Source organism: Saccharothrix sp. ALI-22-I, from assembly GCF_001984175.1.
GTDB lineage: Bacteria > Actinomycetota > Actinomycetes > Mycobacteriales > Pseudonocardiaceae > Actinosynnema.
The window spans coordinates 65,900-91,188 of record NZ_MTQP01000053.1 but is presented as its reverse complement, the minus strand read 5'-3'; the positions used below and the strand labels follow the sequence as shown (position 1 = coordinate 91,188).

The following is a 25,289-nucleotide window of genomic DNA, read 5'->3' as shown; positions in this document are numbered from 1 at the left end:
GCCGTACAATTTCGACACAATCAAGACTGCTACGTGTCTCGACTGGCTGTCAATTCAGCCGCACGCGTTGTTCGAGCGGTTTTCACCGAATGCGACGAATGGCGCAACCCGATCGAGAACACGCGTCACCGACGCCGGATCGGCCGCGAACACCACTCCGGCGGAACGCAACACCGCCAAGTGGCCCTGATAAGCGGGATGTGCTGCCTGGTCCTCGGACACCTGCGGCAGCACCACCATCGGGGTGCGGCGGCCCAACGCCTCGCACAACACCGTCAGCGCCTGGTTGTCGCCGATGCCGAGGGCGAGCTTGGCCAGCGAATTCGCCGTCGCGGGCGCGAACACGAACGCGTCCGGCACCGGGTGCGGCTTCGGTTCGGTCGGCAGCCGCGGCGTCCAGCGCACCGGCAGGTCCGTGGTGGCGGCGAGCGCCGCCAGCTGCGGCTCCAGCCAGCGGGCGACGGTCGGGGTCAGCGTGACGGCCAGCCGCCAACCCCGTCCGGCCAACGGCCGGGCGAGGTCGTCGACCAGCCACTGCTCCACCCCGCCCGCCGCGGACGCGACCAGACCGAGCACCGTCACACGGGCCGCCGCAGCACGGCGCAGAACATCGCGTCCGTCCCGTGCTTGTGCGGCCACAGCTGCACCTGCGGCCCGTCACCCAGATCGGGCACGCCGGGGAAGAACTCGCGCGCGTCCACCCACTCCGCCTCGGTGCGGCGGGCCACGTCGGCGACCACGCCCACCGTCTCGGACAGGTGCGGCGTGCACACCACGTACGCCACCACGCCACCCGGCCGGACCAGGGTCAACGCCGCGGTGAGCAACTCGCGCTGCAACCGGGCCAGCGGCGCGACGTCCGACGGCTGCCGCCGCCACCGCGCCTCCGGCCGCCGGCGCAACGCGCCCAGCCCGGTGCACGGCGCGTCCACCAGCACCCGGTCGAACCCGCCCTCCTCCAGGCCGGACTCGCGGCCGTCGGCGACGTGCACGGTCATCGGCACGTCACCGGCCGCCTTGCGGATCAGCTCCGCCCGGTGCGGCGCCTTCTCGACCGCGTCCAACGTCGCGCCGGACAGCGACGCGAGGGCGCCCAGCATCACGGCCTTGCCACCGGGGCCCGCGCACAGGTCGAGCCACCGCTCGTCACGGCCTTCCAGCGGCACCCGGGTCAACGCCACCGCGCACAGCTGGCTGCCCTCGTCCTGCACCGTCGCCAGCCGCTCGCGCACCGCTTCCAAGTCGCCCGGGTCACCCGAGCCCGCCTCCAGGTGCACCCCGTACGGCGAGAACGGCGCGATGTCGCCGCCGGTCATCGCGGCCAGCTCCTCCGCGCTGCACTCGCCGGGCCGGGCGGCCAGGTGCACGGCCGGGCGCATGTCGTCGGCGGCCAGCGCGTCGCGCAACGGCTCACCGCGACTGCCCAGGGCCTCGGCGAACGCCTGCGCGATCCACCTCGGGTGGGCGTGGGCCATGGCCAGGTAGCCGATCGGGTCGGTGTCCTCGTCCGGCGCGACCTCCTCCACCCAGCTCGCCTCGTCCTGCCCGGTGACCCGGCGCAGCACGGCGTTGGCGAACCCGGCCGCGCCCGAACCGCGGTCGGCACGCACCAGGTCCACCGTGGAGGCGACCGCGGCGTGCGCCGGGATGCGGGTGCGCAGCAGCTGGTAGGCGCCGAGCCGCAGCGCGTCCAGCACCGCGCCGTCCACTTCGGACAGCGGCCGGTCGGCGCACGCGGCCAGCACGGCGTCCAGCAGGCCCTGCGCGCGCAGCGAGCCGTAGGTCAGCTCGGTGGCCAGGGCCGCGTCACGGCCGGTGATCTTGCGTTCCCGCAGGATGCCGGGCAGCACGAGGTTGGCGTAGGCGTCACGCTGGCGCACCGCGCGCAGGGTGTCCAACGCGGCCTGGCGCGCCGGGTCCTCCGCCGGCGGCCGGGCCGGGCTGCCGGTGCGCCCGCGCGGCGGGTGGGCCCGCTGCGGTCGGGATGGACGGGAAGACCTCTGGGTCATGAAATCCGCTCCCCCGCCTCGATCCGGACGCCGCGCGCCCAGTCGGTCGCCGACATCCGCTTCTTGCCCTGTGCCTGCACGTCGCCCAGCACCACCGGGTCGGTGGCCGTGCCGACGAGCACGCGTTTGCGCTCCACCCGGATCTCACCGGGCGCGAGGGGTTCCTCGGACTCGGCCGGGACGACCGGGCCGAGTTTGAGCCGTTCACCGCGGAACTCCGCCCACGCGCCGGGGTCCGGCGTCACCGCGCGGGCCACCCGGTCGATCGCGGCGGCGGGCATGCCGAAGTCCAGCCGGGCGTCGTCCACGGTCACCTTCGGCGCGTAGCTGACGCCCTGGTCGGGCTGCTCCACCGCGCGCAGCGTGCCGTCCTCGATGCCGTCCACAGTGGACAGCAGCAGCTTCGCGCCGGACTCGGCGAGCCGACCGAGCAGCTCACCTGCCGTGTCCCGCGCGCGCACCTGCTCGGTGACCACGCCGTACACCGGGCCCGCGTCCAGCTCCTTGACGATGCGGAACGTGGTCGCGCCGGTGATGTCGTCGCCGTGCCGCACGGACGCCTGCACGGGCGCCGCGCCCCGCCAGGCGGGCAGCACCGAGAAGTGCAGGTTCACCCAACCGTGGGTCGGGATGGACAGAGCGGACTCGGGCAGCAGTGCGCCGTAGGCCACCACCGGGCACAGGTCCGGCTCCAGCTCCTTCAACCGGGCCTGGAACACCGGGTCGCTCGCCTTGGCCGGCGTCAGCACCTCGATGCCGCGCTCGTCGGCCAACGCCGCGACCGGGGACCGCTCCACCCGACGACCACGCCCGGCCGGCGCGTCCGGCCGGGTCACGACGGCAACGACCTCGTGCCGCTCGGAGTCCAGCAGCGCCCGCAGCGACGGCAGCGCGACCTCGGGCGTGCCCGCGAAGACCAGCCGCATGTCAGACCCCTCCGTACGGCAGGTGGGGACTCGGTCGAGCCGGCCGGGTTTTCTGGACGAACACGCACTCTCCTCGCATCGGAGCCGTCTGCCTCTGCCGAGGCGACGATCAGACCGCAGACAGCAAGTCTAGGAGAGTGCCGCCAGGCCGGCTTACCCCACGCGATCAGCCACCGAACAGGGGGTGGGGCGATTGCTTGATCGCGGGGACGCCGCCGTCGAACCAGGACTGCTGGCGGATGGCTTTCATGGCGTCCTTGCGGGTCTGGTCGTCCAGGCGGTCCAGGAAGAGCACGCCGTCGAGGTGGTCGGTCTCGTGCTGGATGCAGCGCGCCAGCAAGTCGGTGCCCTCGACCTCGATCGGCTCGCCGTGCATGTTCCAGCCCTTGGCCACGACGTGGAGGTGGCGGCGGCAGTCCCACGACAGGCCGGGGATGGACAGGCAGCCTTCCGGGCCGTCCTGCTGCTCGTCGCCCACGACGTCGAACGTCGGGTTGACCAGGTGCCCCGCGAAACCGTCGCAGTGGTAGGTGAACACGCGCAGGCCCACGCCCAGCTGGGGCGCCGCCAGCCCGGCGCCGCCCGCCTCGCTCATCGTGTCCCACAGGTCCTTGACCAGCTTGCGCAGCTCCGCGTCGAAGTCGCTGACCTCGACGGCGGGCGTCCGCAGCACCGGGTCGCCGAACAGCCGGATCGGTTGGACGGTCACGCGCACTCCTCGCCATCGGCGGAGACGATGATCAGACAGCAGCCTGGGAAGCTCCAGTCTACGAAAGCGGTCTCAGTGCTCCAGGTCACGGCCGAGGAACGTGACCCCGACCAGCGCGGCCAGGAAGTGGCCCAGGAAGCGCGCGGTGGTGGTGGCCGTGGTGGTGACGACCGCCGGAACCCTGGTCGCGGCGGTCGTCGTGGTCATGGTGATCGCGGTCATGTCGTGCTCCTCCGGTCGTCGTCGTGTCTCCAGGATGTCGTCGGCGGGCGTAAGCGGGCGTCGGCTCGGAGTAGCGGACCGATCTCATCCCCCGGAATGAGATCGGCTGCAACGCCGGGGGTGGCTGCGGCTACCTACTGGCATGACTGCTGCGACATCGAGCCGGCAGGGGGCAGCACCGGTGCCAGACACCGACGCGGAGCTGTGGGCGCGCGGGGACAAGGCCTCGTTCGCCGCGCTGTTCGACCGGCACGCCGAGGCGGTGTGGAACCACGCCTACCGGCTGACGGCGTCGTGGTCGCTCGCCGAGGACCTGACCTCCGCCACGTTCCTGGCCGCCTGGCGGCGCCGGTCCGACATCACCCTGGTCCGGGACAGCGCCCTGCCGTGGCTCTACACCGTGGCGGGCAACCTGGCGCGCACCGAGTTCCGCCGGCTCGGCCGGTTCAGACGGGCGTTACGCCGGGTGCCCGACGACGACGTGGTGCCCGACCACGCCGAACGCGTCATCGCGGCGGTCGACGACGACCGCGCGTTGCGCCGCGTGCTGGACGTGGTGGGTTCCCTGCCCAAGGCCGAACGGGAAGCCGTGGAGCTGTGCCTGCTGGGCGAGCTGTCCACGGCCGAAGCCGCCCAAGTCCTCGGTGTCGCCGAGGTGAGCGTGCGCTCGCGGATCTCGCGGGCCCGCGCCCGACTGCGTGCTGTGGAGGAGCGATGAGCCAGCCGGAGACGATCGTGCCGGACCTGCCGCCGCGCCGCCCGCTGCCGCCCGACGTGCGGGAACGGATGCGTCGACGGGTCGTGGGCGGCGGTGCCGTGCGCACGCCGCTGGCCGCCGCGGCGGCCGTCGCCGTGCTGGCGGCAGGTGGGGCGATCGTGGCCCAGTCCACCCAGGGCGACGACACGATCGCCGTCGCGCCGCCGACCACCACGTCCTCGACCGCCGCGCCGTCCCCACGCGACGTGTCCGTCATCGCGGTCGCGCCCAGAGCGACCGAGGACGACGCGGCGCGGTGCGGGTTCGCCGTGACGGAGGTGCGGTTCACCATCGGCCTGCCCGGCCGCCGGATCCTCGCGGCGGCCAACGACCGGTTCTGCGAGATCACGCACACGGAAGTCTCCCGCAACAAACCCGAGGCGGGGACGTTCCCGCTGGCAGGCGGGGCGGCGTCGCTGCTGTGGCGGGCGGGCACCGGTGTGCTCATCGGCCGGATGCCGGCCGGGACCAGCGACGTGAAGCTGACCGTGGCCCTGCCGAGCGGCGGCCCGGTGGTGTCGATGCCGGTCTCGGTCGTGGAGGACCTGTTCCTGATCCCGCAGTCGGCCGTGCGGATGTCGGTGGTGTTCACCACGGCGTCCGGGCCGCTCTCCGGGGAGATCGACATCGAGGCGCTCCCCCGCCCGGACGTGTGGTCGCAGTCCCGCCAGGAGTGGCCGCCGGGCGACCGGGTCGTGGCGCGGTGTCTGGACCTGACGATGCGGGACGGCGTGGACTGGGTGGGCGACCCGCTGAAGTGGCGTCCCGGCGCGTTCTCGGGCGCCGGTGTCGACGCGTGGCTGGCGATCCACGACCAGGCCGGGGTCACCGCGTACTGCCACGTCTATCACGGTGAGGCGGCCACCGCGCGGCCCGGTGACACGTCGCCCCAGGACGGCGCGCTGGTCAAGGTCCGCTGGTCGGATGGTCGCGGCATCGATCCGACCAGCGCGCAGGTGGCCCTCGGCGGCACGGTGGACACGGCGAAGGTCGGTGGCCTGGAGATCGTCGACGCGCAGGGGCAGACCGTGCCGGCCGTCCTGGTGGAGGGGACCTTCGTCGCCCGACTGGACGACCAGCCGCCGTTGGACGCGCGGCGCGGCCTCACCAAGGGCTTCCAGATCCGGGTGCTCGACCACGGGAACCAGGTCGTCGAGACGGTCACCCTGGAATGAGAAGCGCGGTCCCACCCGTCCGGGGGTCGGGTGGGACCGCGCTTCAGGACGTCACGGGGACGACCAGACGACCCTGGCTGCACCACCGCCGCGCCTGGACGTCTCGGCTGCCGCACGCCAGCGGCCGTCGGGGAGGCGTTCGACCGCGGTGACCGCGCCGATCTCGTTGGTCGAGGCGAAGGTGTGGCCCAGGCCGCGCAACGCCTCGGCTTCCGCGGTGCCGAGGAACGCGACCTCGGCCTGCGTGTTGGTGCCGTTGCGCTGGGACGCGCGCGGTGCGGCGATGGCGTCGACCAGGCGCAGGCCCCGGTCCAGCCGCTGGGTCAGCACCTGGAGGACGGTGGTGATGATGCTCGCGCCGCCCGGTGAGCCCAAGGCCAGCACCGGCTTGCCGTGGTGCAGCACGATGGTCGGCGACATGGACGAGCGCGGGCGCTTGCCGGCGTCGGGCAGGTTCGGGTCCGGCACGCCCGGCGTCACCGGGGTGAAGGAGAAGTCGGTCAGCTCGTTGTTGAGCAGGAACCCGCGGCCCGGCACCACGATGCCGCTGCCGCCCTCCTGCTCGATGGTCAACGTGTAGGCGACCATGTTGCCCCAGCGGTCGGCCACCGTGAGGTGCGTGGTGTCCGTGCCCTCGTACGGGGTGGCGGCGGGCGCTCCGACCGTCGCGCACGGGACCGGGTTGCGCGGATCGCCGGGGGCGACGGGGCTGGTCATGGCCTGGGTCGGGGAGATGAGGCAGGCCCGGCTGTCGGCGAAGCGCTGCGACAGCAACTCCTGGGTAGGCACGTCGCTGAACGTCGGATCGCCCACCCACCGGTTGCGGTCGGCGAAGGACAGCCGGCTGGCCTCCAGGAACCGGTGCAGGTACTGGACCTGGGTTTCCTTCGACAGGTCGGTCGTCTCCAGGATGTTCAACGCCTCGCCGACGGTCGTGCCGCCGGACGACGGCGGGGCCATGCTGAACACGTCGAGGTCGCGGTACCGGGTGCGGGTGGGTTCGCGCAGCGGGGCGTTGTACCCGCCGAGGTCGGACATGGTCATGTCGCCGGGCCGGACGTTGCGGGTCACGCCGGGCGCGACCGGTGGCTGCCGGACGGCTTGGACCACGTCGCGGCCGACGTCACCGCGGTAGAGCGCGTTCACGCCGTCCTCGCGCAGCTCACGGTAGGTGTCGGCGAGGTCGGGGTTGCGGAAGGTGCTGCCGATCGCCGGCGGGGTGCCGTCGGGCAGGTAGAGCGCGCGGGTCGAGGTGAAGTCGGCGAACCGGGCGGCGTTGTCGGTGACCTGGCGGTTGAACGTGGCGTCGACGGTGAAGCCGCGCCGGGCCAGGTCCTCGGCGGGCCGGACGGTCTTGTCCAGCGACCACGTGCCCCACCGCTGCAACGCCCGCTGCCACGTCCGCGGCGTGCCCGGCACGCCCACCGACAAACCGCTGGTCACGGCCTCGGGGAACGGGATCGGGCTGCCGTTCTCGACGAACAGGTTCTCGTCGGCGGAGGCGGGCGCCGTCTCCCTGCCGTCCAGGGTGGACACCTTCTTGGTGTGGGCGTCGTAGTGGACGAAGAACCCGCCACCGCCGATGCCCGCCGAGAACGGATCGGTGACGCCCAACGCGGCGGCCACCGCGACCGCGGCGTCCACGGCGTTGCCGCCGCGGCGCAGGACGTCGATGCCGATCTGCGAGGCGTCGGGATCGACGCTGGAGACCACCCCGCCGGCACCCACCGCCTCGGGGACGCGGGGCGCTTCGGTGGCGGCTTGGGCGGTGGCGGGCAGGAGCGGTGCGATGAGGAGTGATGCGAGGACGCTGGCGACAGTCGACCGGAGCATCGTTCCCTTCTACTCCTCGCCGGCGGAAACCAGAACCACCCACTGGCCTGGTTCCACCCACAAACGGGGAGTCGAGGCGCGCTAGAGGACCTCCAGCGGGTCCAGTTTCACCCGGACGACGTCCGGTTCCTTCCGGGCGCTCCGCACGGCCAGCACGTCGGCCAGGATCGTGGCCAGGGCCCGGCCTTCCGCTCGGGACACCCGCACCAGGGCGCGTTCCTTGTCCTCGGACAGCGGTACCGGGCCCAGGATTTCCCCCGTTCGCGGCAGGGTCAGTTCCTCCAGGACGCCGGCCAGGGCGTCCGGGGAGCCGTCCACCGTCGCCATCCGCACGGCCGGCGGGAAGCCCAGTTCCGCTCTGGCCGCCAACTCCTGCCGGGCGTGCCACACCGGGTCCCAGCGGACCAGGGCCTGGACCGGGGCCAGCGCGGAATCGGCCACCACGACCACCCGGCCCGCCGCGTGGACCAAGGCCGCCGCGGTCATCCAGCGGCGCAGCGTTTCCTCCGCGGCCCGCAGGTCGGCCCGGCCCAGCAGGGCCCAGCCGTCCAGGAGCAGGGCCGCTCCGTAGCCCCCTTCGGCCACCGGTTCCGCGCCCGGGGTAGCCACCACCAGGGATCGGCCGTTCGGGACCGCGGACAGCACCTCGTCGCCGCCCGACGTGCGGACCGGGACCCCGCTGAACGCGCGTCCCAGCTCTTCCGCGGTGCGGCGGGCGCCGATGATCTGGCCGCGCAGCCTGCGGGAACCGCAGTTCGGGCAGCGGTACGCCGCTTCGGTCGCGCCGCACCACCGGCAGTACGCGGGCCTGGGCACACCGTCCTGGGTGCCGCCCGGCAGCGCCAACGGCCCCGCGCAACGGCGGCACCGCGCCGGGGCCCGGCATTGGCCGCAGGCCAGGGCGGGCACGTAGCCGCGCCGGGGCACCTGGATGAGGACCGGGGTGTCGGCGGTCAGGGCGGCGCGGGCCGCGTCGAAGGCGATCGACGGGAGCCGGGCCGATCTCGCCGCCGCGTCCTTCACCTCCTGCCACTCGTTGTCGCCCACGGCCGCCACCCGCGGCGCCACCGCCCGCAGCGTGTCGCGGGCCGCCACCACCTCGTGCGCCCAGCCGCTGTCGACCAGCAGTTGGGCTTCGGCGGTCCGGGCGAAGCCGCCGATCAGCAGGGACGCGCCGGTCAGGTGCGAGCGCTGCACCAGCACGTCGCGGACGTTCGGGTACGGCATCCTCGGCTCGGCGTGCAGGTCGTCGCCGTCGTCCCACACCGCCACCAGGCCCAGGTCGTGCACCGGCGCGAAGGACGCCCCGCGCGTGCCGAGCACCACCCGCACCGCACCGCGCCGCACGGCCAGCCACCGCTTGTACCGCTCGGACGGCCCGAGGTCGGCCGACAGCGTCACCACGCCCGCCTCGCCCACCAGCGCCGCGCACGCCTGCTGCAGCCGGGCCAGGTCGCGGTGGTCGGGCACGACCACCAGCGCGCCCTTGCCGGTACTGGCCACCGACGCCGCCGCCTCGGCCAGCCGGGCGGGCCAGTCCTCGGCGGGCAGCGCCTGCCACACCGCCCGCGCGGCCCGGCCGGAGCGCAGCGCGTCCAGCAGGTTCGGGCCGAACGGGTAGCGCGACCACCCCTCGTCCGACGGCGGCTCGGGCAGCGGAGCCGGTTCGGCCGACGGCTTGGCCTCGACGCGCGCGTGCCGGGGTGGGATCGCCATCCGCAGCACGTCGATCAGCGACCCCGCGTACCGGTCGGCCACCACCCGCGCCAGCTCCGCGACCTCGGGCGACAGCACCGGCTCGGGCGAGATCACCCGGTCCAGGAAGGTCAGCTTGCGGCCGTACTCCGACGACTCGACCCGCTCCAGCAGGTAGCCGTCCACCAACTGCCCGGCGAACCGCACCCGGACCCGGCAGCCGGGCACCGCGTCCGCGTCCTGCTCGGTGGACACCTGGTAGTCGAACGGCCGGTCCAGGTGCGCCAGCGGCACGTCCACGCACACGCGGGCAACCGGCAGCGAGGCGGCGGGAACCTGCTCACCGCGCCTGGTAGTCGCCTTGCCCGCCACGAGTGGAGGTCTACCAGAGACCGGGGTGGCCGCTCGCGACCCGGGTGGTGGTCGGATGGGCTGGTTCGTCGGACGTGCGGTCACGACACCAGTATCGAACACGTGTTCGAGCCAGGCAAGATCACGAACGGGTGATCACCCGGACACGCTCTCCCGCCCGTTCTCCACGTGCCCCGCCAACCTGCGGTGGAACCCGTCGCAGGACACCGCCAGGTCGTACCAGCCGTGCCGGAACGCGGTCAGCCACGGCAGCAGCCGCCGCTTCCCCGGCCGCACGGTCACCTTGAAGTCCCGCCCGTCGCCCACCACGGAGAACGTCACGTCCGACGTCCCCGAGTTCGCCAACGTCACCGACAACACCCGGCTGTGCCCGTGCACCGCCGACTCCACCGCCACCGACTCGTCCCGGACCCCGCCGAACTCGCGCCGGAACCCGTTCGGCCCCACCACGGTGAACCGGTACCGCTCGCCGAACGGCACCGCGACGTCGACCGAGGACCGCACGTCGAAGTGCACCGGGAACTCGAACTCCCCCGCGTACGGGTACAGCGCCAGGTGCACGCTCTCGTCCCCCGAGTTCCGCAGCGCCAACCGCACCTCCCCGCCGACCACCACCCCGCACGCGTCCGGCTGGTACGGCAGCGGACGGGCCGGCCGCACCCCCGGCTCCTGCTCCGGCATCCGCCGTGCCCGCCGGACGAAGTCGAACGCCGAGGTCAAGTCGCCGCACACGGTCCGCTGCCAGGCGCTGATCTCCGGCGCCGACACCCCGAGCCACCGCTCCAGGAACCGGGTCGTGGACGAGTGGTCGAACACCTGGGAGTCCACGTACCCGCCGACCGACCACGGCGACACCACCACCATCGGCACCCGCGGCCCCAACCCCAGCGGCAAGTCCCCCGCGTGCTCGTCGGCCGCCTCACGCGGCGGCCGCGGCGACCGTGGCGGCCGCACGTGGTCGAAGTACCCGTCGTTCTCGTCGTAGGTGATGAACAACGCGGTCGAGTCCCACACCTCCGGCACCGACGCCAACGCGTCCAGCACCTGGTAGGTCAGCGAAGCGCTCGCGGCCGGCGAGGACGCGCCGGGGTGCTCGGAGTCCACCGGGGAAGGCACCAGGTACGACACCTCAGGCAGCCGGCCGGCCTCGACATCGGCCCGGAACGACGCCGTCGACTCCCCCCACTCCTGATAGACCCGCCACGACTTCCCGGCGTCCCGGAGGCGCTCGGCGTAGGTCGTCCACGAACGGCCGGCGTGGGTGGATTCGGAGTAGTCGCGGTTCGGGCCGGTGGAGGTGGGCGCCGAGCAGTGGTAGGCGTCGCACACCGTGAAGGTGTCCGCGAGTTCGTAGTGGAACGGCAGCACTCCGTTCCGGTCGAACGACCGGTTCTCCAGCACGAGCAGCACGACGTGCTCGATGGCCGACAGCCCACCCGGGCGCGGCTGTCGGGTCAACGCCTCGTGCACCGACGGCGGCAGCAGGGAGCCCGCCACGGCGGCGGTGAGCAGCGTGCGACGCGAACCCGACATGACGTGCTGTCTAACGCCCGCGGGTGAACTCAGGAGGTCTTGCGGACCAAGCCGGTGAAGCCGGCGACGAACAACGTCGCGAAGGCCCACGCCAACATCTGCAGCAACCACGTCGAGATCACCACGGCCTGGCCGAGGCCGCTGGACGTGACGACCTGGCAGCGCACGCCTTCGGGTTTCGCCAGCGGCGTCACGGCGTTCAGCGCGTGCCCGATCTGATCGACCGTGGAACACGACCGCACCAGCCCGGCCGGCCCGGCCACCCCGGCGACCAGTCCGACCGCCACGGCCAGCGTGCCGAGCAGCCACAGCAGCGCGACGGCGGGCCGGTAGCCGTACCCGACCGTCGCCCCGGTGATCCGGTGCCACACCCGGCCCCACCTGGTCAGCCGGCCGCGGCGGAGCAGGTCCCGCTGCTGCGCGACCCGGATGCGCCGCACGTCGCGCTCGTTGCCGGCCGCCTGGCACGCGGCGGCGAGTTGGCCGTAGGGCTGGCTGGCGTACACCGGCGTCCGCCGGGCCAGCATGTCCAGCCACTCGTCCACCGTCGCGTCGCGCGGCGGGCCCGCGTAGGTCAGGCCGTCCAACTCGACCTGGCCGTCGAGGCAGTCTGGCGGGAACAGCACCTCCATACCGGCCCGGACCTGTTTCACGTCCAGCGCGACCGCCCCGGCGAACTCACCGCCGCGCAGCACCAGCTGCCCGCCGATGCGGGCCCCGCGGATGCGCACCGCCGCGTACCGGTCGGACCCGGTGGTGGCCCGGAAGCCGCCGCTGAGGAACACGCTGTCGTCCACCTGCATGTCCACCCCGAGCAACGCCGAATCACGCTCGGAGTGCAGGTGCGCGCCGCGGCAGTCGAGGTTCCCGCCCAGCCGCGCGCCGTCGAACCGGACCGTGCCGGACGCCCGGACGTCGCCGAGGTACACGTGGCTGCCGGTGCGCAGTTTCACCGCGTGCACGGTGTAGGAGCGTTCGGATCGCAAGTGCGACCCGGACAGGCTGACGTGGCTGCCGATCGACGCTTCACCCAGGTCGAGGGCCCAGTCGTCGCCTTCGACAGCCAGCCGGGCGTTCTTCATCAGCAGGTAGTGGTCCAGCTTCAGCCACGGCGCCGACACGGCCGGCGCGACCAGGCCGCTCAGGTCCAGCGACGTGAGCCGCGCCCGGTCCAGCAGCACGGGTTCGTCGACCCGGCAGTCCCGCAGGACCAGCGGTCGCGAGACCACGATGTCGGACAGGTCCACCTGCCCCGAAACACGCGCGCCGCTGATCCGGAGACCACGCTGATCGAGTTCATCGGTCAGCAGGTCCCGGATCAGCGACGCGGGTAGTTCGGCGCCGTCGAAGTCGACGGCCTCACCGTGGAGCAGGCGGTCGGCTAGACCGTCACGCACCTGCGGCGGAGCGCAGGTCGTTCGCGCGGTCCGTGCTCTCCCAGGGGAGTTCGACGTCGGTGCGGCCGAAGTGGCCGTACGCGGCGGTCGGGCCGTAGATCGGGCGCAGCAGGTCCAGGTCGCGGATGATCGCGGCCGGGCGCAGGTCGAAGACCTCGCTGATGGCCTGCTGGATCTTCGTCGGGTCCACCGTCTCGGTGCCGAAGGTCTCCACGAACAGACCCACCGGGGCGGCCTTGCCGATGGCGTACGCCACCTGCACCTCGATGCGCGTGGCCAGACCCGCGGCCACCGCGTTCTTCGCCACCCAGCGCATCGCGTACGCCGCGGACCGGTCCACCTTCGACGGGTCCTTGCCGGAGAACGCGCCGCCGCCGTGCCGGGCCATGCCGCCGTAGGTGTCCACGATGATCTTGCGGCCGGTCAGGCCCGCGTCGCCCATCGGACCGCCGATGACGAACCGGCCGGTCGGGTTGACCAGCAGCCGCACGTCGGTGGTGTCCAGGCCGAGCGCCGCGACCTCCGGGGCCACCACGTGCTCGCGCACGTCGACACCCAGCAGCTTCTCCAGGTCGATCCCGTCCGCGTGCTGCGTGGACACCACCACGGTGTCCAGCCGCACGGGCTGGTCGCCCGCGTACTCGATGGTGACCTGCGTCTTGCCGTCCGGCCGCAGGTAGGGGACCGTGCCGTCCTTGCGGACCGCGGTCAGCCGGCGCGACAGCCGGTGCGCCAGCGCGATCGGCAGCGGCATCAGCTCGGGGGTGTCCGTGCAGGCGTAGCCGAACATCAGGCCCTGGTCGCCCGCGCCCTGCTTGGCGATCTCGTCCTCGGTGCCCTCGACCCGCTTCTCGAACGCGGTGTCCACGCCCTGCGCGATGTCCGGCGACTGCGAGCCGATCGCGACGTTCACGCCGCACGAGTACCCGTCGAAGCCCTTGGCCGACGAGTCGTAGCCGATCTCGACGATCTTGTCCCGCACGATCGACGGGATGTCCGCGTAGGCCTCGGTGGTGACCTCGCCCGCCACGTGCACCTGACCGGTGGTGACCATCGTCTCCACCGCGACGCGCGACCGCGGGTCCTTGGCCAGCAGCGCGTCGAGGATCGAGTCGCTGATGGCATCGCAGATCTTGTCCGGGTGCCCCTCGGTCACCGACTCACTGGTGAACAGCCTGCTGCTGTGCTGGCTCACGACACTCCCTAACTGTCCGATCTGCGAATGGGTGAAGCTTACTCAGCGTTCGGCACGCACGGTCACCGATCGACGGTCGGAGCTACGGCATCCCACAGTGCGGACGCCAGTTGCGCCTTCGAACCGTGCGGGATGGGCGTCTCCGCCCCGTCGGCGGACAACAGCCAACCGGCGTTGTCCTCGACCTCGAACGCGCGACCGTCACCGACGGCGTTGACCACGAGCCAGTCGCAGCCCTTGCGCTTGAGCTTCGCGCGACCGTACTCGATCACGCTGGTCTCGCCGTCGCCGGTCTCGGCGGCGAACCCCACGACGACCTGCCCGGGTCGCCGCGCGGCGACCAGTTCGGCCAGGATGTCCGGGTTGCGGGTGAGCGCGACCGGGTCGGGGTCGCGGTCGGTCTTCTTGATCTTGTGCTGGACCAGGTCCAGCGGTCGGAAGTCCGCGACGGCCGCGGCCATCACGATCACGTCCGCCGCGGCGGCGACCGAGTGCATCGCGTCCCGCAGTTCCAGCGCCGAGCCGACGCGCACGACGTCCACGCCGGCGGGTGCGACCAGGTCCGCGGTGTGCGCGGCGACGAGCGTCACCCGTGCGCCGCGCTGGGCGGCCACGCGGGCGAGCGCGAAGCCCTGCCGGCCGGACGAGCGGTTGCCCAGGAAGCGCACCGGGTCCAGCGGCTCACGGGTGCCGCCGGCCGACACGGCCACGTGCGCGCCTTCCAGATCGCGCGGCAGCGCGTCGGGGCGCGCCAGCAGCAACCGGGCCAGCTCGACGATCTCGGCGGGCTCGGGCAGCCTGCCCTTGCCGGTGTCCTTGCCGGTCAGCCTGCCGCTGGCCGGTTCGGCGACGATCACGCCGCGGGAGCGCAGCAGCGCCACGTTGGCCTGCGTCGCCGGGTGCTCCCACATCTCGGTGTGCATCGCCGGGACGAGCAGGACCGGGCAGCGCGCGGTCAGCAGCGTGTTGGTGAGCAGGTCGTCGGCCAAGCCGCCGGCCGCCTTGGCGATCAGGTTCGCCGTGGCGGGCGCGACGACGACCAGGTCGGCGGTCTGCCCCAGCTTCACGTGCGGCACCGACGGCACGTCCTCGAACACGCCGGTCTGCACGGGCTGACCGGACAGCGCCTCGAACGTGGCCGCGCCGACGAACTCCAGCGCGCCCTCCGTTGGCACCACGCGCACGGCGTGGCCGGACTCGGTGAGCCGGCGCAGTACCTCGCACGCCTTGTACGCGGCGATGCCCCCGCCCACGCCCAGGATCACCCTGGGACGGTCGGGGGCGTCAACGGCCTCGGTCACTCGCCCTCGGTGTGCTCAAGGAGACCCGCGTGGATCTCCCGGAGCGCGATCGACAGCGGCTTCTCGCGCGGGCCCGGCTCGACCAGCGGGCCGACGTACTCCAGCAGGCCCTCACCGAGCTGCGCGTAGTAGTCGTTGATCTGACGCGCCCGCTTGGCCGCGTAGATCACCAGCGCGTACTTCGAGCTGACCTGCTCCAGCAGGTCGTCGATCGGGGGGTTGGTGATGCCCTCCGGAGTACCCGCCAGCGGGCCCAGCTCGGCGTGAGTGGTCACTCGTCAACGCTCCTGCGGTTGTGTGTCTGCTGCGGAGTCGTCCCGTGCCTCGCGACGCGCGTGTTCACGCGTCGGGCACCGGGCCGACCACCAAGTTTAGCAAGCTCGTGGCGGCGGACTTCACGTCGTCGTTCACCACGACCTCGTCGAACTCCGGCTCGGCCGCCAGTTCCTCCCTGGCGATCTCCAGCCGGCGGGCCACCACGGCGGGGTCCTCGGTGCCGCGACCGGTCAGCCGGCGGACCAGGTCATCCCACGACGGCGGGGCCAGCATGACCAGCTGGGCCTCCGGCATCGCGATCCGGACCTGCCGCGCGCCCTGCAACTCGATCTCCAGCAGGGACGGCGTGCCCGCCGCCAGCGCCCGCTCCACCGGCGCCCTGGGGGTGCCGTAGCAGTTGCCCGCGAACTCGGCGTGCTCCAGGAACTCGCCGTTGGCGACCATCTTGCGGAACTCGGAGCCGTCCACGAAGTGGTAGTGGACCCCGTCGATCTCGCCCGGCCTCGGCTTCCGGGTGGTCACCGAGACGCTGAAGTGGATCTCCGGGCCCATCCGGCGCAGCTCGGCCAGCACGCTGGACTTGCCGACGCCCGACGGCCCGGACAGAACGGTGAGGCGGGGCCGGGCGCGTACGCCCGACCCCACCCCGGTGCCATCACTCACTCGCCGCTGAACTCGGTGAGCAGCGCCTTGCGCTGCCGCTCACCCAGGCCGCGCAGCCGCCGACTCGGAGCGATCTCAAGGCGCTCCATGATCTGCTGCGCACGCACCTTGCCGACGCCCGGAAGCGCCTCGAGCAGCGCGGACACCTTCATCTTGCCAAGGACCTCGTCGCTCTCAGCGGCCTTCAGCACGTCGGTCAGGTTCGTGCCGCCACGCTTGAGGCGCTCCTTGAGCTCAGCCCGAGTGCGACGAGCGGCAGCAGCCTTCTCCAGCGCTGCGGCCCGCTGCTCCTCGGTAAGCTGGGGAAGGGCCACGATTTCCTCCGTGGTGTGGGAATTTCAATTCTGGATCGGTGCCGCGACCGTACCGAGCGCAATTGCCTGGGTACAACGTGGGTCCCAGTCAGGTGAAACTTTTCAGCGCTGGAGTGGTTGCGGCGGGTGGTAGTAGTACCAACACCCTCCGACAAGTCCATCACCGCCACCGGTAACGCCTTGCGCACGTCCTGTGTGGTATGCGCTCGACGGGGGATGGACCAGCCGGTTGCCAGGACCGTACCAGGGACCGTTTGCGCAGGTGAGCGGACGGCGCGATGCGTGTCGCGATTTGACGGTGATCACATCTCCAGCGAACGGTGAACCGCCTCCACCGCGGACCGCAGTGCTGCGGCCTCGGGGCCGTGCCTGAGCACGTCCCGCGAGGACGTCGGGAGCACTCCGCGCAGCTCGGAACCGAACAGCGCGCGCAGGTCCGCGACCGTCGCGCCCTGGGCCCCGAAACCGGGCGCCAGGATGGGTCCGTGCAGGTCAGAGAGGTCTACGCCGAGTTCGTCCAGGGTCGCGCCGACCACCAGACCGACGTCGCCGAACGGCTCGGCGCCGGCGTTCGCGCGGGCCGCCGCGTCCACGATCGACTGCGCGACCGAGCGCCCGTCGGAGCCCACCGCGCGCTGCACGGAGGCGCCCTCCGGATTCGAAGTCAACGCGAGCACGAATATTCCGCGACCACTCGCGGCGGCCGCTTCCAGCGCCGGATCCAGCGAGCCGAACCCGAGGTACGGCGACACGGTGACCGCGTCGCCCGCCAGCGGTGAGCCCTCCGTGAGGTACGCCGCCGCGTACGCGGCCATGGTCGAGCCGATGTCTCCGCGCTTGGCGTCGACCAGCACCAGCGTGCCGCTGTCCCTGAGGTCCGCGATGACGCGTTCGAGCACCGCCACGCCCCGCGCGCCGTACGCCTCGAAGAACGCGGACTGGGGCTTGACCACCGCGACCCGGCCGCCGAACGCCTCCACGCAGGTCAGCGCGAAGCGCTCCAGCCCCGCGGCGTCCTGGGAGAGCCCCCAGGACGCCAGCAGGCCCGGATGCGGGTCGATGCCCACGCAGAGCGGTCCGTGCTCGGAGATCGCCTTGTGCAGCCGCGCCCCGAACCTCATCCCTCACCTCGTAGCGCCGCCTGGAGGGCCTGGAGGGGCCGCACGCCGATGTCGCCGCGGATGGCGGCCTCGATGCCGTGCACGGCCGCCGCCGCGCCCTGGATCGTGGTGACGCACGGGATGTCCTTGGCCACGGCCGCGGTGCGGATCTCGTAGCCGTCGATGCGCGGCCCGTTGTTGCCGTACGGCGTGTTGATGATCATGTCCACGGTGCCCGCGAGGATGGCGTCGACGATGCTGTCGGGGCCCTCGAAGTGCTTGCGGACGACCGTGCACGGGATGCCGTTGCGGCGCAGCACCTCGGCCGTGCCCGCGGTGGCCAGCACCTCGAAGCCCAGGTCGGCGAGCCGCTTGACCGGGAAGATCATGGCCCGCTTGTCCCGGTTGGCCACCGACACGAACACCCGGCCCGACGTGGGCAGGGAGCCGTAGGAGGCGGTCTGGGACTTGGCGTAGGCCATGCCGAACGACACGTCGATGCCCATGACCTCGCCGGTCGACTTCATCTCCGGGCCGAGCAGCGAGTCCACGCCCTTGCCCTCCGGCGTGCGGAACCGGTGGAACGGCAGCACGGCCTCCTTGACCGCGACCGGGGCGTGCGCGGGCAGCTTCGCGCCGTCGCCGGTCTTGGGCAGCATGCCCTCCCCGCGCAACTGGGCGACGGTCGCGCCGAGCATGATCCGGGCGGCGGCCTTGGCCAGCGGCACCGCCGTGGCCTTGGAGACGAACGGGACCGTGCGCGAGGCGCGCGGGTTGGCCTCCAGGACGTAGAGCACGTCGTCCTTCAGCGCGTACTGCACGTTGAGCAGGCCGCGCACGCCGATGCCCTCGGCGATGGCCAGGGTGGACCGCTGGACCGCCTCGACGTCGGACTCGCCCAGGGTGATGGGCGGCAGGGCGCACGCCGAGTCGCCGGAGTGCACGCCGGCCTCCTCGATGTGCTCCATCACGCCGCCGATGAACACCTCGGAGCCGTCGTAGAGGGCGTCCACGTCGATCTCGATGGCGTCGTCGAGGAACCGGTCGACCAGCACCGGGTGCTCCGGGCTGACCTCGGTCGCGCGCTGGATGTAGCTGCGCAGCGTCTCCTCGTCGTAGACGATCTCCATGCCGCGCCCGCCCAGCACGTACGACGGCCGCACCAGCACCGGGTAGCCGATCTCGTCCGCGATGGCCTTGGCCTGCGCGAACGACGTCGCCATGCCGTACTTCGGGGCGGGCAGCCCGGCGTCGACGAGCACCTGGCCGAACGCGCCGCGCTCCTCGGCGAGGTGGATGGCGTGCGGCGGGGTGCCCACGATCGGCACGCCCGCGTCCTGGAGCCGCTGCGCCAGGCCCAACGGCGTCTGGCCGCCGAGCTGCACGATCACGCCCACGACCGTGCCCGAGCGCTGCTCGGAGTGGAACACCTCCAGCACGTCCTCGAACGTCAGCGGCTCGAAGTACAGCCGGTCCGAGGTGTCGTAGTCGGTGGAGACGGTCTCCGGGTTGCAGTTGACCATCACCGTCTCGTACCCGGCCTCGCGCAGCGCCATGGCCGCGTGCACGCACGAGTAGTCGAACTCGATGCCCTGCCCGATCCGGTTCGGACCCGAGCCGAGGATCAACACCTTCGGCTTGTCCGGCTGGGCGGCGACCTCGGTCTCGGCGTCGGGGTCCAGCTCGTAGGCCGAGTAGTGGTACGGGGTCTTGGCGGCGAACTCCGCGGCGCAGGTGTCCACCGTCTTGTACACCGGCCGCACGCCCAAGCGGTGGCGCAGGGTGCGGACGCCGTCCTCACCGGCCAGCTCCGAGCGCAGCGCGGCCACCTGCCGGTCGGACAGGCCGGCCCGCTTCGCCTTGCGCAGCAGGCGTTCGTCCAGCACCGGCGCGTCCTCGATCTCGGCGCGCAGCCCGACCAGCCACGCCATCTGCTCGATGAACCACGGGTCGATGCCCGACGCCTGGTGCACCTGCTCGATGCTCGCGCCCATGCGCAGCGCGCGGTCCACCGTGTACAGCCGGCCGTCGTGACCCTTGCGCAGGGCGTCCAGAGTGGACTCCAGCGTCTCGTCCGGATCGGGGACGGTCCAGAAGCCGGCGGCCTTGGTTTCCATGGAGCGCAACGCCTTGCCGAGCGCCTCCACGAAGCTGCGGCCGATGGACATGGCCTCGCCGACCGACTTCATGGTGGTGGTGAGGGTGCTGTCCGCGCCGGGGAACTTCTCGAACGCGAACCGCGGCACCTTCACCACGACGTAGTCCAGCGTCGGCTCGAAACTGGCCGGCGTTTCCCCGGTGATGTCATTCCGGATCTCGTCCAGCGTGTAGCCGATGGCGAGTTTCGCGGCGATCTTGGCGATCGGGAAACCGGTCGCTTTCGACGCCAGCGCGGACGAGCGCGACACCCGCGGGTTCATTTCGATGACGACCATGCGGCCGTTCTCGGGGTTGATGGCGAACTGGATGTTGCAGCCGCCGGTGTCCACCCCGACCTCGCGGATGACCGCGATGCCGACGTCGCGCATGTGCTGGAACTCGCGGTCGGTGAGGGTCATCGCCGGGGCCACGGTCACCGAGTCGCCGGTGTGCACGCCCATCGGGTCGATGTTCTCGATGGAGCAGACCACGACCACGTTGTCGTTGCGGTCGCGCATCAGCTCCAGCTCGTACTCCTTCCAGCCGAGCACGCTCTCCTCGATCAGCACCTCGGTGACCGGGGACTCGGCCAGGCCGGTCGCGGCCAGCCGCTCCAGCTCCTCGGGGGTGTGCGCCATGCCCGAGCCCAGGCCGCCCATGGTGAACGACGGCCGGATGACCACCGGCAGACCGAGGTCGGCGACGGTCGCGCGGACGTCGTCCATGGTCTTGCAGACCGCGCTGCGCGGCACCTCGGCGCCGATCCGGCGCACCAGGTCCTTGAAGATCTGCCGGTCCTCGCCGCGCTGGATGGCGTCGATGTCCGCGCCGATCAGCTCGACGTCGTACTTCTCCAGCACACCGCGCTCGTGCAGCGCGATGGCCGTGTTCAGCGCGGTCTGGCCGCCGAGGGTGGCCAGGATGGCGTCCGGGCGCTCGGCCGCGATGACCTTCTCCACGAACTCCGCGGTGATCGGCTCGACGTAGGTGGCGTCGGCGAACTCCGGGTCCGTCATGATCGTCGCCGGGTTGGAGTTGACCAGGGAGACCCGCAGGCCCTCCTCGCGCAGCACCCGGCACGCCTGGGTGCCGGAGTAGTCGAACTCGCAGGCCTGGCCGATGACGATCGGGCCGGAGCCGATGACCAGCACGTGCTTGAGATCAGTCCTCTTCGGCATCAGCGGCCCTCTTCCCAGCTCATCATCGTCACGAACTCGTCGAACAGGGGGGCGGCGTCGTGCGGACCGGCCGCCGCCTCCGGGTGGTACTGCACGCTGAACGCGGGCACCTCCAGGGCGCGGACGCCCTCGACCGTGCCGTCGTTGGGGCAGTAGTGGCTCAGCAGCACGCGGCCGAAGTCGGAGGTGAACTCCTCCCCCGGCTCGCCCTCCAGCGCGAACCCGTGGTTCTGCGAGGTGATCGCCACCTTGCCGGTCGACACGTCGATGACCGGGATGTTGATGCCCCGGTGGCCGTAGCGCATCTTGTAGGTGTCCCGACCCAGGGCGCGGCCGAGGATCTGGTTGCCGAAGCAGATGCCGAACAGCGGGATGCGCCGGTCCAGCACGCCGCGGGTCAGCTCCACCGCGTGCGCCTGGGTGGCCGGGTCGCCGGGGCCGTTGGACAGGAACACGCCGTCCGGCTTGATCGAGACCAGGTCGTCGACGGTGGAGGTCAGCGGCAGGACGTGCACCTCGATGCCGCGGGCGGCCATCATCCGCGGGGTGTTGGACTTGATGCCCAGGTCCAGCGCGGCCACGGTGAACCGGCGTTCGCCGACGGCCTCGACCACGTACGGCTCAGCCGTGGTGACGTCGCCGGCCAGGTCGGCGCCCTTCATCCCGGGCGCGCTGCGGACGCGTTCCAGCATCTGCTCGGCGTCGCCCAGGTCGTCACCGGAGAACACGCCCGCGCGCATCGCGCCCTGCTCGCGCAGGTGGCGGGTGAGCATCCGGGTGTCGATGCCCGCGATGCCGACGACGCCCTGCCGGACCAGCTCGTCGTCCAGGCCGCGGACCGAACGCCAGTTGGACGGCACCCGTGCCGGGTCGCGCACCACGTACCCGGCGACCCAGATGCGGCCGGACTCGTCGTCCTCGTCGTTCCAGCCGGTGTTGCCGATCTGCGGCGCGGTCTGCACCACGATCTGGCGGTGGTAGGACGGGTCGGTCAGGGTCTCCTGGTAGCCGGTCATGCCGGTGGAGAACACCACCTCGCCCAGGCTCGCGCCGACCGCGCCGTAGGCCTCTCCGCGGAACACGCGACCGTCTTCCAGCACCAGTGCCGCGTTCGTCATGAGTCGCCTCCCAGTGCTTGCACCCACTGCTCGTACACGTCCTTGTCGTCTCCCCGGAAACCGGTGTCGAACACCTGGTCGCCGAACTCCCAGCGCACGACCAGCAGGCCGTCCGCGGTCATCACCTTGCCCGCGAGGCCGCGCGCCGTGCGGGCGCTGCGGACCTGTGCCTTCGGGATCCACAGCGCGCTCGCGCCGCTGCGCTCCACCAGCACACCGTTCGCGGTGAGTCTGAGCGTTGCCTCGGCGCGGTGGCCGATGTCGCCGACCGCGACCCGGTCCTGCCAGTCGTCGCCGATCGTGGTGCCGACGTACACGCCGGTCGTCTCCAGCATCGTCGCGCCGGTCTCGGCGGGCGGCCGGGGGAACTCCGGCAGCACCTCGGCCTGTCTGCGGGCACGGCGCTGCCAGCCGTGCCACATGCCGTACAGGCACAGCGCCAGGATGGCCAGCACGGCCAGGGACAACAACACGCGGGTCATGCCGGAATCCTTCCGCCGACCGCCGTCACGCGCCCGCGCAGCAGGGTCGCGACCACCGCGCCGGGCAGCTCCATGCCTTCGAAGGGGGTGTTGGCCGCGATGCTGGCGAACTGCGCGCCGCGCACCGTCCAGGTGGCGTCCGGGTCGACCAGGGTGAGGTTGGCGGGCTCGCCGACCTCGATCGGACGGCCCTGGTCGGGCAGGCCGGCGATCTCGGCGGGCCGCTCGCTCATCACCCGCGCCACACCGCGCCAGTCCAGCAGGCCGGTCTTCACCATCGCCTCGACCACGATCGACAGCGCCGTCTGCAGGCCGAGCATGCCGGGCCGGGCCGCGGACCACTCGCAGTCCTTGTCCTGCACGGCGTGCGGCGCGTGGTCGGTGGCCACGCAGTCGATGACGCCCTCCGCCAACGCCTCACGCAGCTTCCGCACGTCCTGGGCGGTGCGCAGGGGCGGGTTGACCTTGTTGACCGGGTCGTAGGTCTCCAGCCGCTCGTCGGTCAGCAGCAGGTGGTGCGGGGTGACCTCGGCGGACACCTGCGTGCCGCGGGCCTTGGCCCACTTGAGCACGTCGGCCGTGCCGGTGGTGGACACGTGGCAGACGTGCAGCCGGGCGCCCGCGTGCAGCGCCAGCAGGCAGTCCCGCGCCACGATCGACTCCTCGGCGGCGGCGGGCCAGCCCTGCAGCCCCAGCCGGGACGCCTGCTCGCCCTCGTGCGCCTGCGCGCCCACCGTCAGCCGGGGCTCCTCCGCGTGCTGCGCGACGACCACGTCCAGCGCCTTGCTGTACTCCAACGCGCGCCGCATGATCAGCGGGTCGTGCACGCAGTGGCCGTCGTCGGAGAACACCCGCACGCCCGCCTTGGCCATGGTGCCCAGCTCGGCGAGCTTCACGCCCTCCAGGCCCACGGTGACCGCGCCGACCGGGTGCACGTCGACCAGGCCGACCTCGCGGCCACGCCGGGCGACGTGCCCGACCACGACCGCGTTGTCCGCGACCGGGTCCGTGTTGGCCATGGCGAAGACCGCCGTGTAGCCGCCCAGCGCGGCGGCGGCCGAGCCGGTGGCGATGGTCTCGGTGTCCTCGCGGCCGGGTTCGCGCAGGTGGGTGTGCAGATCGACGAACCCGGGCAGCAGAACCGCGCCGTTCCCGTCCACGACTTCAGCGTCTTCTTCGACGATCCCGATCTGGGCGATCACGCCGTCGCGGATCAGCACATCGACCGGGTCACCCTCGCCGTACGGTCGTACTCCCTTGAGGATCAAGGGGCTCACGCGGTTTCCTCCTCATGGGCAAGCAGGTGGTAGAGCACGGCCATCCGCACGTGCACGCCGTTGCGCACCTGGTCGGTGATGGCGGCACGGGGCGAGTCGGCGACTGCCGAGGCGATCTCCATGCCGCGCAGCATCGGACCGGGGTGCAGCACGACCGCGTGCTCGGGCAGCAGGTTCAGCCGGTTCTCGTTCAGCCCGTAGGCGATGGAGTACTCGCGGGCCGACGGGAAGAAACCACCGTGCATCCGCTCGGCCTGCACTCGAAGCAGCATCACGGCGTCGAGGCTGGGCAGCTCGGCGTCCAGCTCGTGCGAGACGGTCACCGGCCAGTTCTCCACCCCGACCGGCAGCAGGGTCGGCGGCGCGACCAGCGTGACGTCCGCGCCCAGCGCGGTGAGCAGGTGCACGTTGGACCGCGCGACCCGGCTGTGCAGCACGTCGCCGACGATCGCGATCCGGCGGTCGCGCAGGTCGCCGAGGCGTTCCCGCAGGGTGGCCGCGTCCAGCAGGGCCTGGGTGGGGTGCTCGTGCATACCGTCGCCCGCGTTGACGACCGACGTGCCGGCCTCCTTGAGCCAGCCCGCCAGCCGGTGCGCCGCGCCGGACGCCGGGTGCCGCACGATGACGCAGTCCGCGCCCGCCGCGGCCAGGGTCAGCGCGGTGTCGCGCAGCGACTCGCCCTTGCTCACGCTGGAGCCGGAGGCCGAGACGTTGACCACGTCCGCGCTCATCCACTTGCCCGCGATCTCGAAGCTGACCCGGGTGCGGGTGGAGTTCTCGAAGAACATCGTGATGACCGTGCGACCGCGCAACGTGGGCAGTTTGCGCACTTCACGGCCTTCGAGGGCCTGTTTGAGGCCGGCCGCGGTGTCCAGGATGGCGGTCGCCTGCGCCGGGTCGATGCCCTCGGTGCTGAGCAGGTGCTTCACCGCAGCACCACCCCGTCCCGCTGGTCGAACTCCGCCAGCAGCACGTGGACCTCCTCGGTGCGGGCCGTGGGCACGTTCTTGCCCACGTAGTCCGCGCGGATCGGCAGCTCCCGGTGGCCGCGGTCGACCAGGACGGCCAGCTGGACCGCGCGCGGGCGGCCGTGGTCGCGCAGGGCGTCGAGCGCGGCGCGGATCGTGCGACCGGAGAACAGCACGTCGTCCACCAGGACCACGAGCTTGTCGTCGATGCCGCCCTCGGGCAACTTGGTCGCCTCCAGCGGGCGGGTGGGGCCGCGGCGCAGGTCGTCCCGGTAGAGGGTGACGTCCAGCGTGCCGGTCGGCACCTCGACACCGGCGAACTCGGCGATCCGCTGGGCCAGCCGGCGGGCCAGTGGGGCACCCCGGCTCGGAATCCCCATCAGGACTACTGCGGGTGCGCTGGGTGCACCGAGAGCGGTCTTCTCGATGATCTGATGAGCCATTCGGGCGACAGTGCGCGCGACGTCGCCGGCCGACAGGAGCTCGCGCTCCCCGGCCGGGTCCGTCGCACCACGTTGACGTGGCGCCACGGTTGGACCTCCTTCCCCGCCTCGCTGGACGGGTCCTTAAAGGACGTCGGACACCCGGCTGCGACCGGGCTGACCAGGACCGTATCAGGCGCGGACGGTCAATCTTCCGGGTGGTGTGCG

Annotated in this window: 23 protein-coding genes; 2 read left to right on the top strand and 21 right to left on the bottom strand. The window is 72.2% G+C overall.

Going from position 1 to position 25,289, the window contains the following annotated elements; all coding sequences use genetic code 11:
* Positions 1-54: 54 nt before the first annotated feature.
* The 5 genes from ALI22I_RS13035 to ALI22I_RS50745 form a co-directional block, all read right to left on the bottom strand.
* Positions 55-582, bottom strand: a complete 528-nt coding sequence (locus ALI22I_RS13035; RefSeq protein WP_077005740.1) for a flavoprotein — start codon at positions 580-582, stop codon at positions 55-57.
* On the bottom strand, positions 579-2,009 hold the full coding sequence (locus ALI22I_RS13030; RefSeq protein ID WP_077005739.1) for an RsmB/NOP family class I SAM-dependent RNA methyltransferase: 1,431 nt from the start codon (positions 2,007-2,009) through the stop codon (positions 579-581). The genes ALI22I_RS13035 and ALI22I_RS13030 overlap by 4 nt, the downstream gene beginning before the upstream one ends.
* Positions 2,006-2,935 (bottom strand): methionyl-tRNA formyltransferase, encoded by a 930-nt coding sequence (gene fmt, locus ALI22I_RS13025; protein WP_077005738.1) that lies wholly within the window; start codon positions 2,933-2,935, stop codon positions 2,006-2,008. The genes ALI22I_RS13030 and fmt overlap by 4 nt, the downstream gene beginning before the upstream one ends.
* Positions 2,936-3,101: 166 nt before the next feature.
* On the bottom strand, positions 3,102-3,644 hold the full coding sequence (gene def, locus ALI22I_RS13020; RefSeq protein WP_077005737.1) for a peptide deformylase: 543 nt from the start codon (positions 3,642-3,644) through the stop codon (positions 3,102-3,104).
* A 72-nt stretch (positions 3,645-3,716) separates the two neighbouring features.
* Entirely contained in the window at positions 3,717-3,866 is a 150-nt protein-coding gene (locus ALI22I_RS50745; protein WP_179118212.1) for a hypothetical protein, read from the bottom strand.
* 142 nt (positions 3,867-4,008) lie between these two features.
* Between ALI22I_RS50745 and ALI22I_RS13015 the strand changes: the two genes are divergently transcribed.
* Positions 4,009-4,584, top strand: a complete 576-nt coding sequence (locus ALI22I_RS13015) for an RNA polymerase sigma factor (protein WP_077005736.1) — start codon at positions 4,009-4,011, stop codon at positions 4,582-4,584.
* Positions 4,581-5,798 carry a hypothetical protein gene (locus tag ALI22I_RS13010; protein WP_077005735.1) on the top strand — a complete coding sequence of 406 codons (1,218 nt, stop codon included), beginning with the start codon at positions 4,581-4,583 and terminating at the stop codon, positions 5,796-5,798. Before ALI22I_RS13015 ends, ALI22I_RS13010 begins: the two co-directional genes overlap by 4 nt.
* A gap of 51 nt (positions 5,799-5,849) precedes the next feature.
* On the opposite strand, the gene ggt is transcribed toward ALI22I_RS13010, so the two are convergent.
* The 16 genes from ggt to pyrR all read right to left on the bottom strand — a co-directional run bounded on the left by ggt (position 5,850) and on the right by pyrR (position 25,169).
* A complete protein-coding gene (gene ggt, locus ALI22I_RS13005; protein ID WP_077005734.1) occupies positions 5,850-7,631 on the bottom strand; it encodes a gamma-glutamyltransferase in 1,782 nt (593 codons plus the stop codon).
* A gap of 81 nt (positions 7,632-7,712) precedes the next feature.
* The gene (locus ALI22I_RS13000; protein WP_077005733.1) at positions 7,713-9,698 is read right to left on the bottom strand and encodes a primosomal protein N'; all 1,986 of its coding nucleotides are present in this window, start codon (positions 9,696-9,698) and stop codon (positions 7,713-7,715) included.
* A 135-nt stretch (positions 9,699-9,833) separates the two neighbouring features.
* Positions 9,834-11,231, bottom strand: coding sequence for an alkaline phosphatase family protein (locus ALI22I_RS12995; RefSeq protein ID WP_077005732.1), 1,398 nt, complete (start codon positions 11,229-11,231; stop codon positions 9,834-9,836).
* Positions 11,232-11,260: 29 nt separating this feature from the next.
* Positions 11,261-12,628: a hypothetical protein gene (locus ALI22I_RS12990; RefSeq protein ID WP_077005731.1), complete on the bottom strand. Its 1,368-nt coding sequence runs from the start codon at positions 12,626-12,628 to the stop codon at positions 11,261-11,263.
* On the bottom strand, positions 12,621-13,823 hold the full coding sequence (metK, locus tag ALI22I_RS12985; RefSeq protein ID WP_077005730.1) for a methionine adenosyltransferase: 1,203 nt from the start codon (positions 13,821-13,823) through the stop codon (positions 12,621-12,623). The genes ALI22I_RS12990 and metK overlap by 8 nt, the downstream gene beginning before the upstream one ends.
* 62 nt (positions 13,824-13,885) lie before the next feature.
* Positions 13,886-15,124, bottom strand: coding sequence for a bifunctional phosphopantothenoylcysteine decarboxylase/phosphopantothenate--cysteine ligase CoaBC (gene coaBC / locus ALI22I_RS12980; RefSeq protein ID WP_077005729.1), 1,239 nt, complete (start codon positions 15,122-15,124; stop codon positions 13,886-13,888).
* On the bottom strand, positions 15,121-15,399 hold the full coding sequence (gene rpoZ / locus ALI22I_RS12975) for a DNA-directed RNA polymerase subunit omega (protein WP_077005728.1): 279 nt from the start codon (positions 15,397-15,399) through the stop codon (positions 15,121-15,123). Before rpoZ ends, coaBC begins: the two co-directional genes overlap by 4 nt.
* Before the next feature lie 64 nt (positions 15,400-15,463).
* Positions 15,464-16,063 carry a guanylate kinase gene (gene gmk, locus ALI22I_RS12970; RefSeq protein WP_077005727.1) on the bottom strand — a complete coding sequence of 200 codons (600 nt, stop codon included), beginning with the start codon at positions 16,061-16,063 and terminating at the stop codon, positions 15,464-15,466.
* Complete coding sequence (gene mihF / locus ALI22I_RS12965; RefSeq protein WP_077005726.1) at positions 16,060-16,377, bottom strand: integration host factor, actinobacterial type; 318 nt, start codon at positions 16,375-16,377, stop codon at positions 16,060-16,062. Before mihF ends, gmk begins: the two co-directional genes overlap by 4 nt.
* Positions 16,378-16,679: 302 nt before the next feature.
* Entirely contained in the window at positions 16,680-17,498 is an 819-nt protein-coding gene (gene pyrF / locus ALI22I_RS12960; RefSeq protein ID WP_077005725.1) for an orotidine-5'-phosphate decarboxylase, read from the bottom strand.
* Positions 17,495-20,794 (bottom strand): carbamoyl-phosphate synthase large subunit, encoded by a 3,300-nt coding sequence (gene carB / locus ALI22I_RS12955; RefSeq protein ID WP_077005724.1) that lies wholly within the window; start codon positions 20,792-20,794, stop codon positions 17,495-17,497. Before carB ends, pyrF begins: the two co-directional genes overlap by 4 nt.
* Positions 20,794-21,912, bottom strand: coding sequence for a glutamine-hydrolyzing carbamoyl-phosphate synthase small subunit (gene carA / locus ALI22I_RS12950; protein WP_077005723.1), 1,119 nt, complete (start codon positions 21,910-21,912; stop codon positions 20,794-20,796). Before carA ends, carB begins: the two co-directional genes overlap by 1 nt.
* Positions 21,909-22,394 carry a PH-like domain-containing protein gene (locus ALI22I_RS12945; protein ID WP_077005722.1) on the bottom strand — a complete coding sequence of 162 codons (486 nt, stop codon included), beginning with the start codon at positions 22,392-22,394 and terminating at the stop codon, positions 21,909-21,911. Before ALI22I_RS12945 ends, carA begins: the two co-directional genes overlap by 4 nt.
* On the bottom strand, positions 22,391-23,671 hold the full coding sequence (locus ALI22I_RS12940; RefSeq protein WP_077005721.1) for a dihydroorotase: 1,281 nt from the start codon (positions 23,669-23,671) through the stop codon (positions 22,391-22,393). Before ALI22I_RS12940 ends, ALI22I_RS12945 begins: the two co-directional genes overlap by 4 nt.
* Positions 23,668-24,600 (bottom strand): aspartate carbamoyltransferase catalytic subunit, encoded by a 933-nt coding sequence (locus ALI22I_RS12935; protein WP_077005720.1) that lies wholly within the window; start codon positions 24,598-24,600, stop codon positions 23,668-23,670. Before ALI22I_RS12935 ends, ALI22I_RS12940 begins: the two co-directional genes overlap by 4 nt.
* Positions 24,597-25,169 carry a bifunctional pyr operon transcriptional regulator/uracil phosphoribosyltransferase PyrR gene (gene pyrR / locus ALI22I_RS12930; protein ID WP_077005719.1) on the bottom strand — a complete coding sequence of 191 codons (573 nt, stop codon included), beginning with the start codon at positions 25,167-25,169 and terminating at the stop codon, positions 24,597-24,599. The genes ALI22I_RS12935 and pyrR overlap by 4 nt, the downstream gene beginning before the upstream one ends.
* Positions 25,170-25,289: the final 120 nt, after the last annotated feature.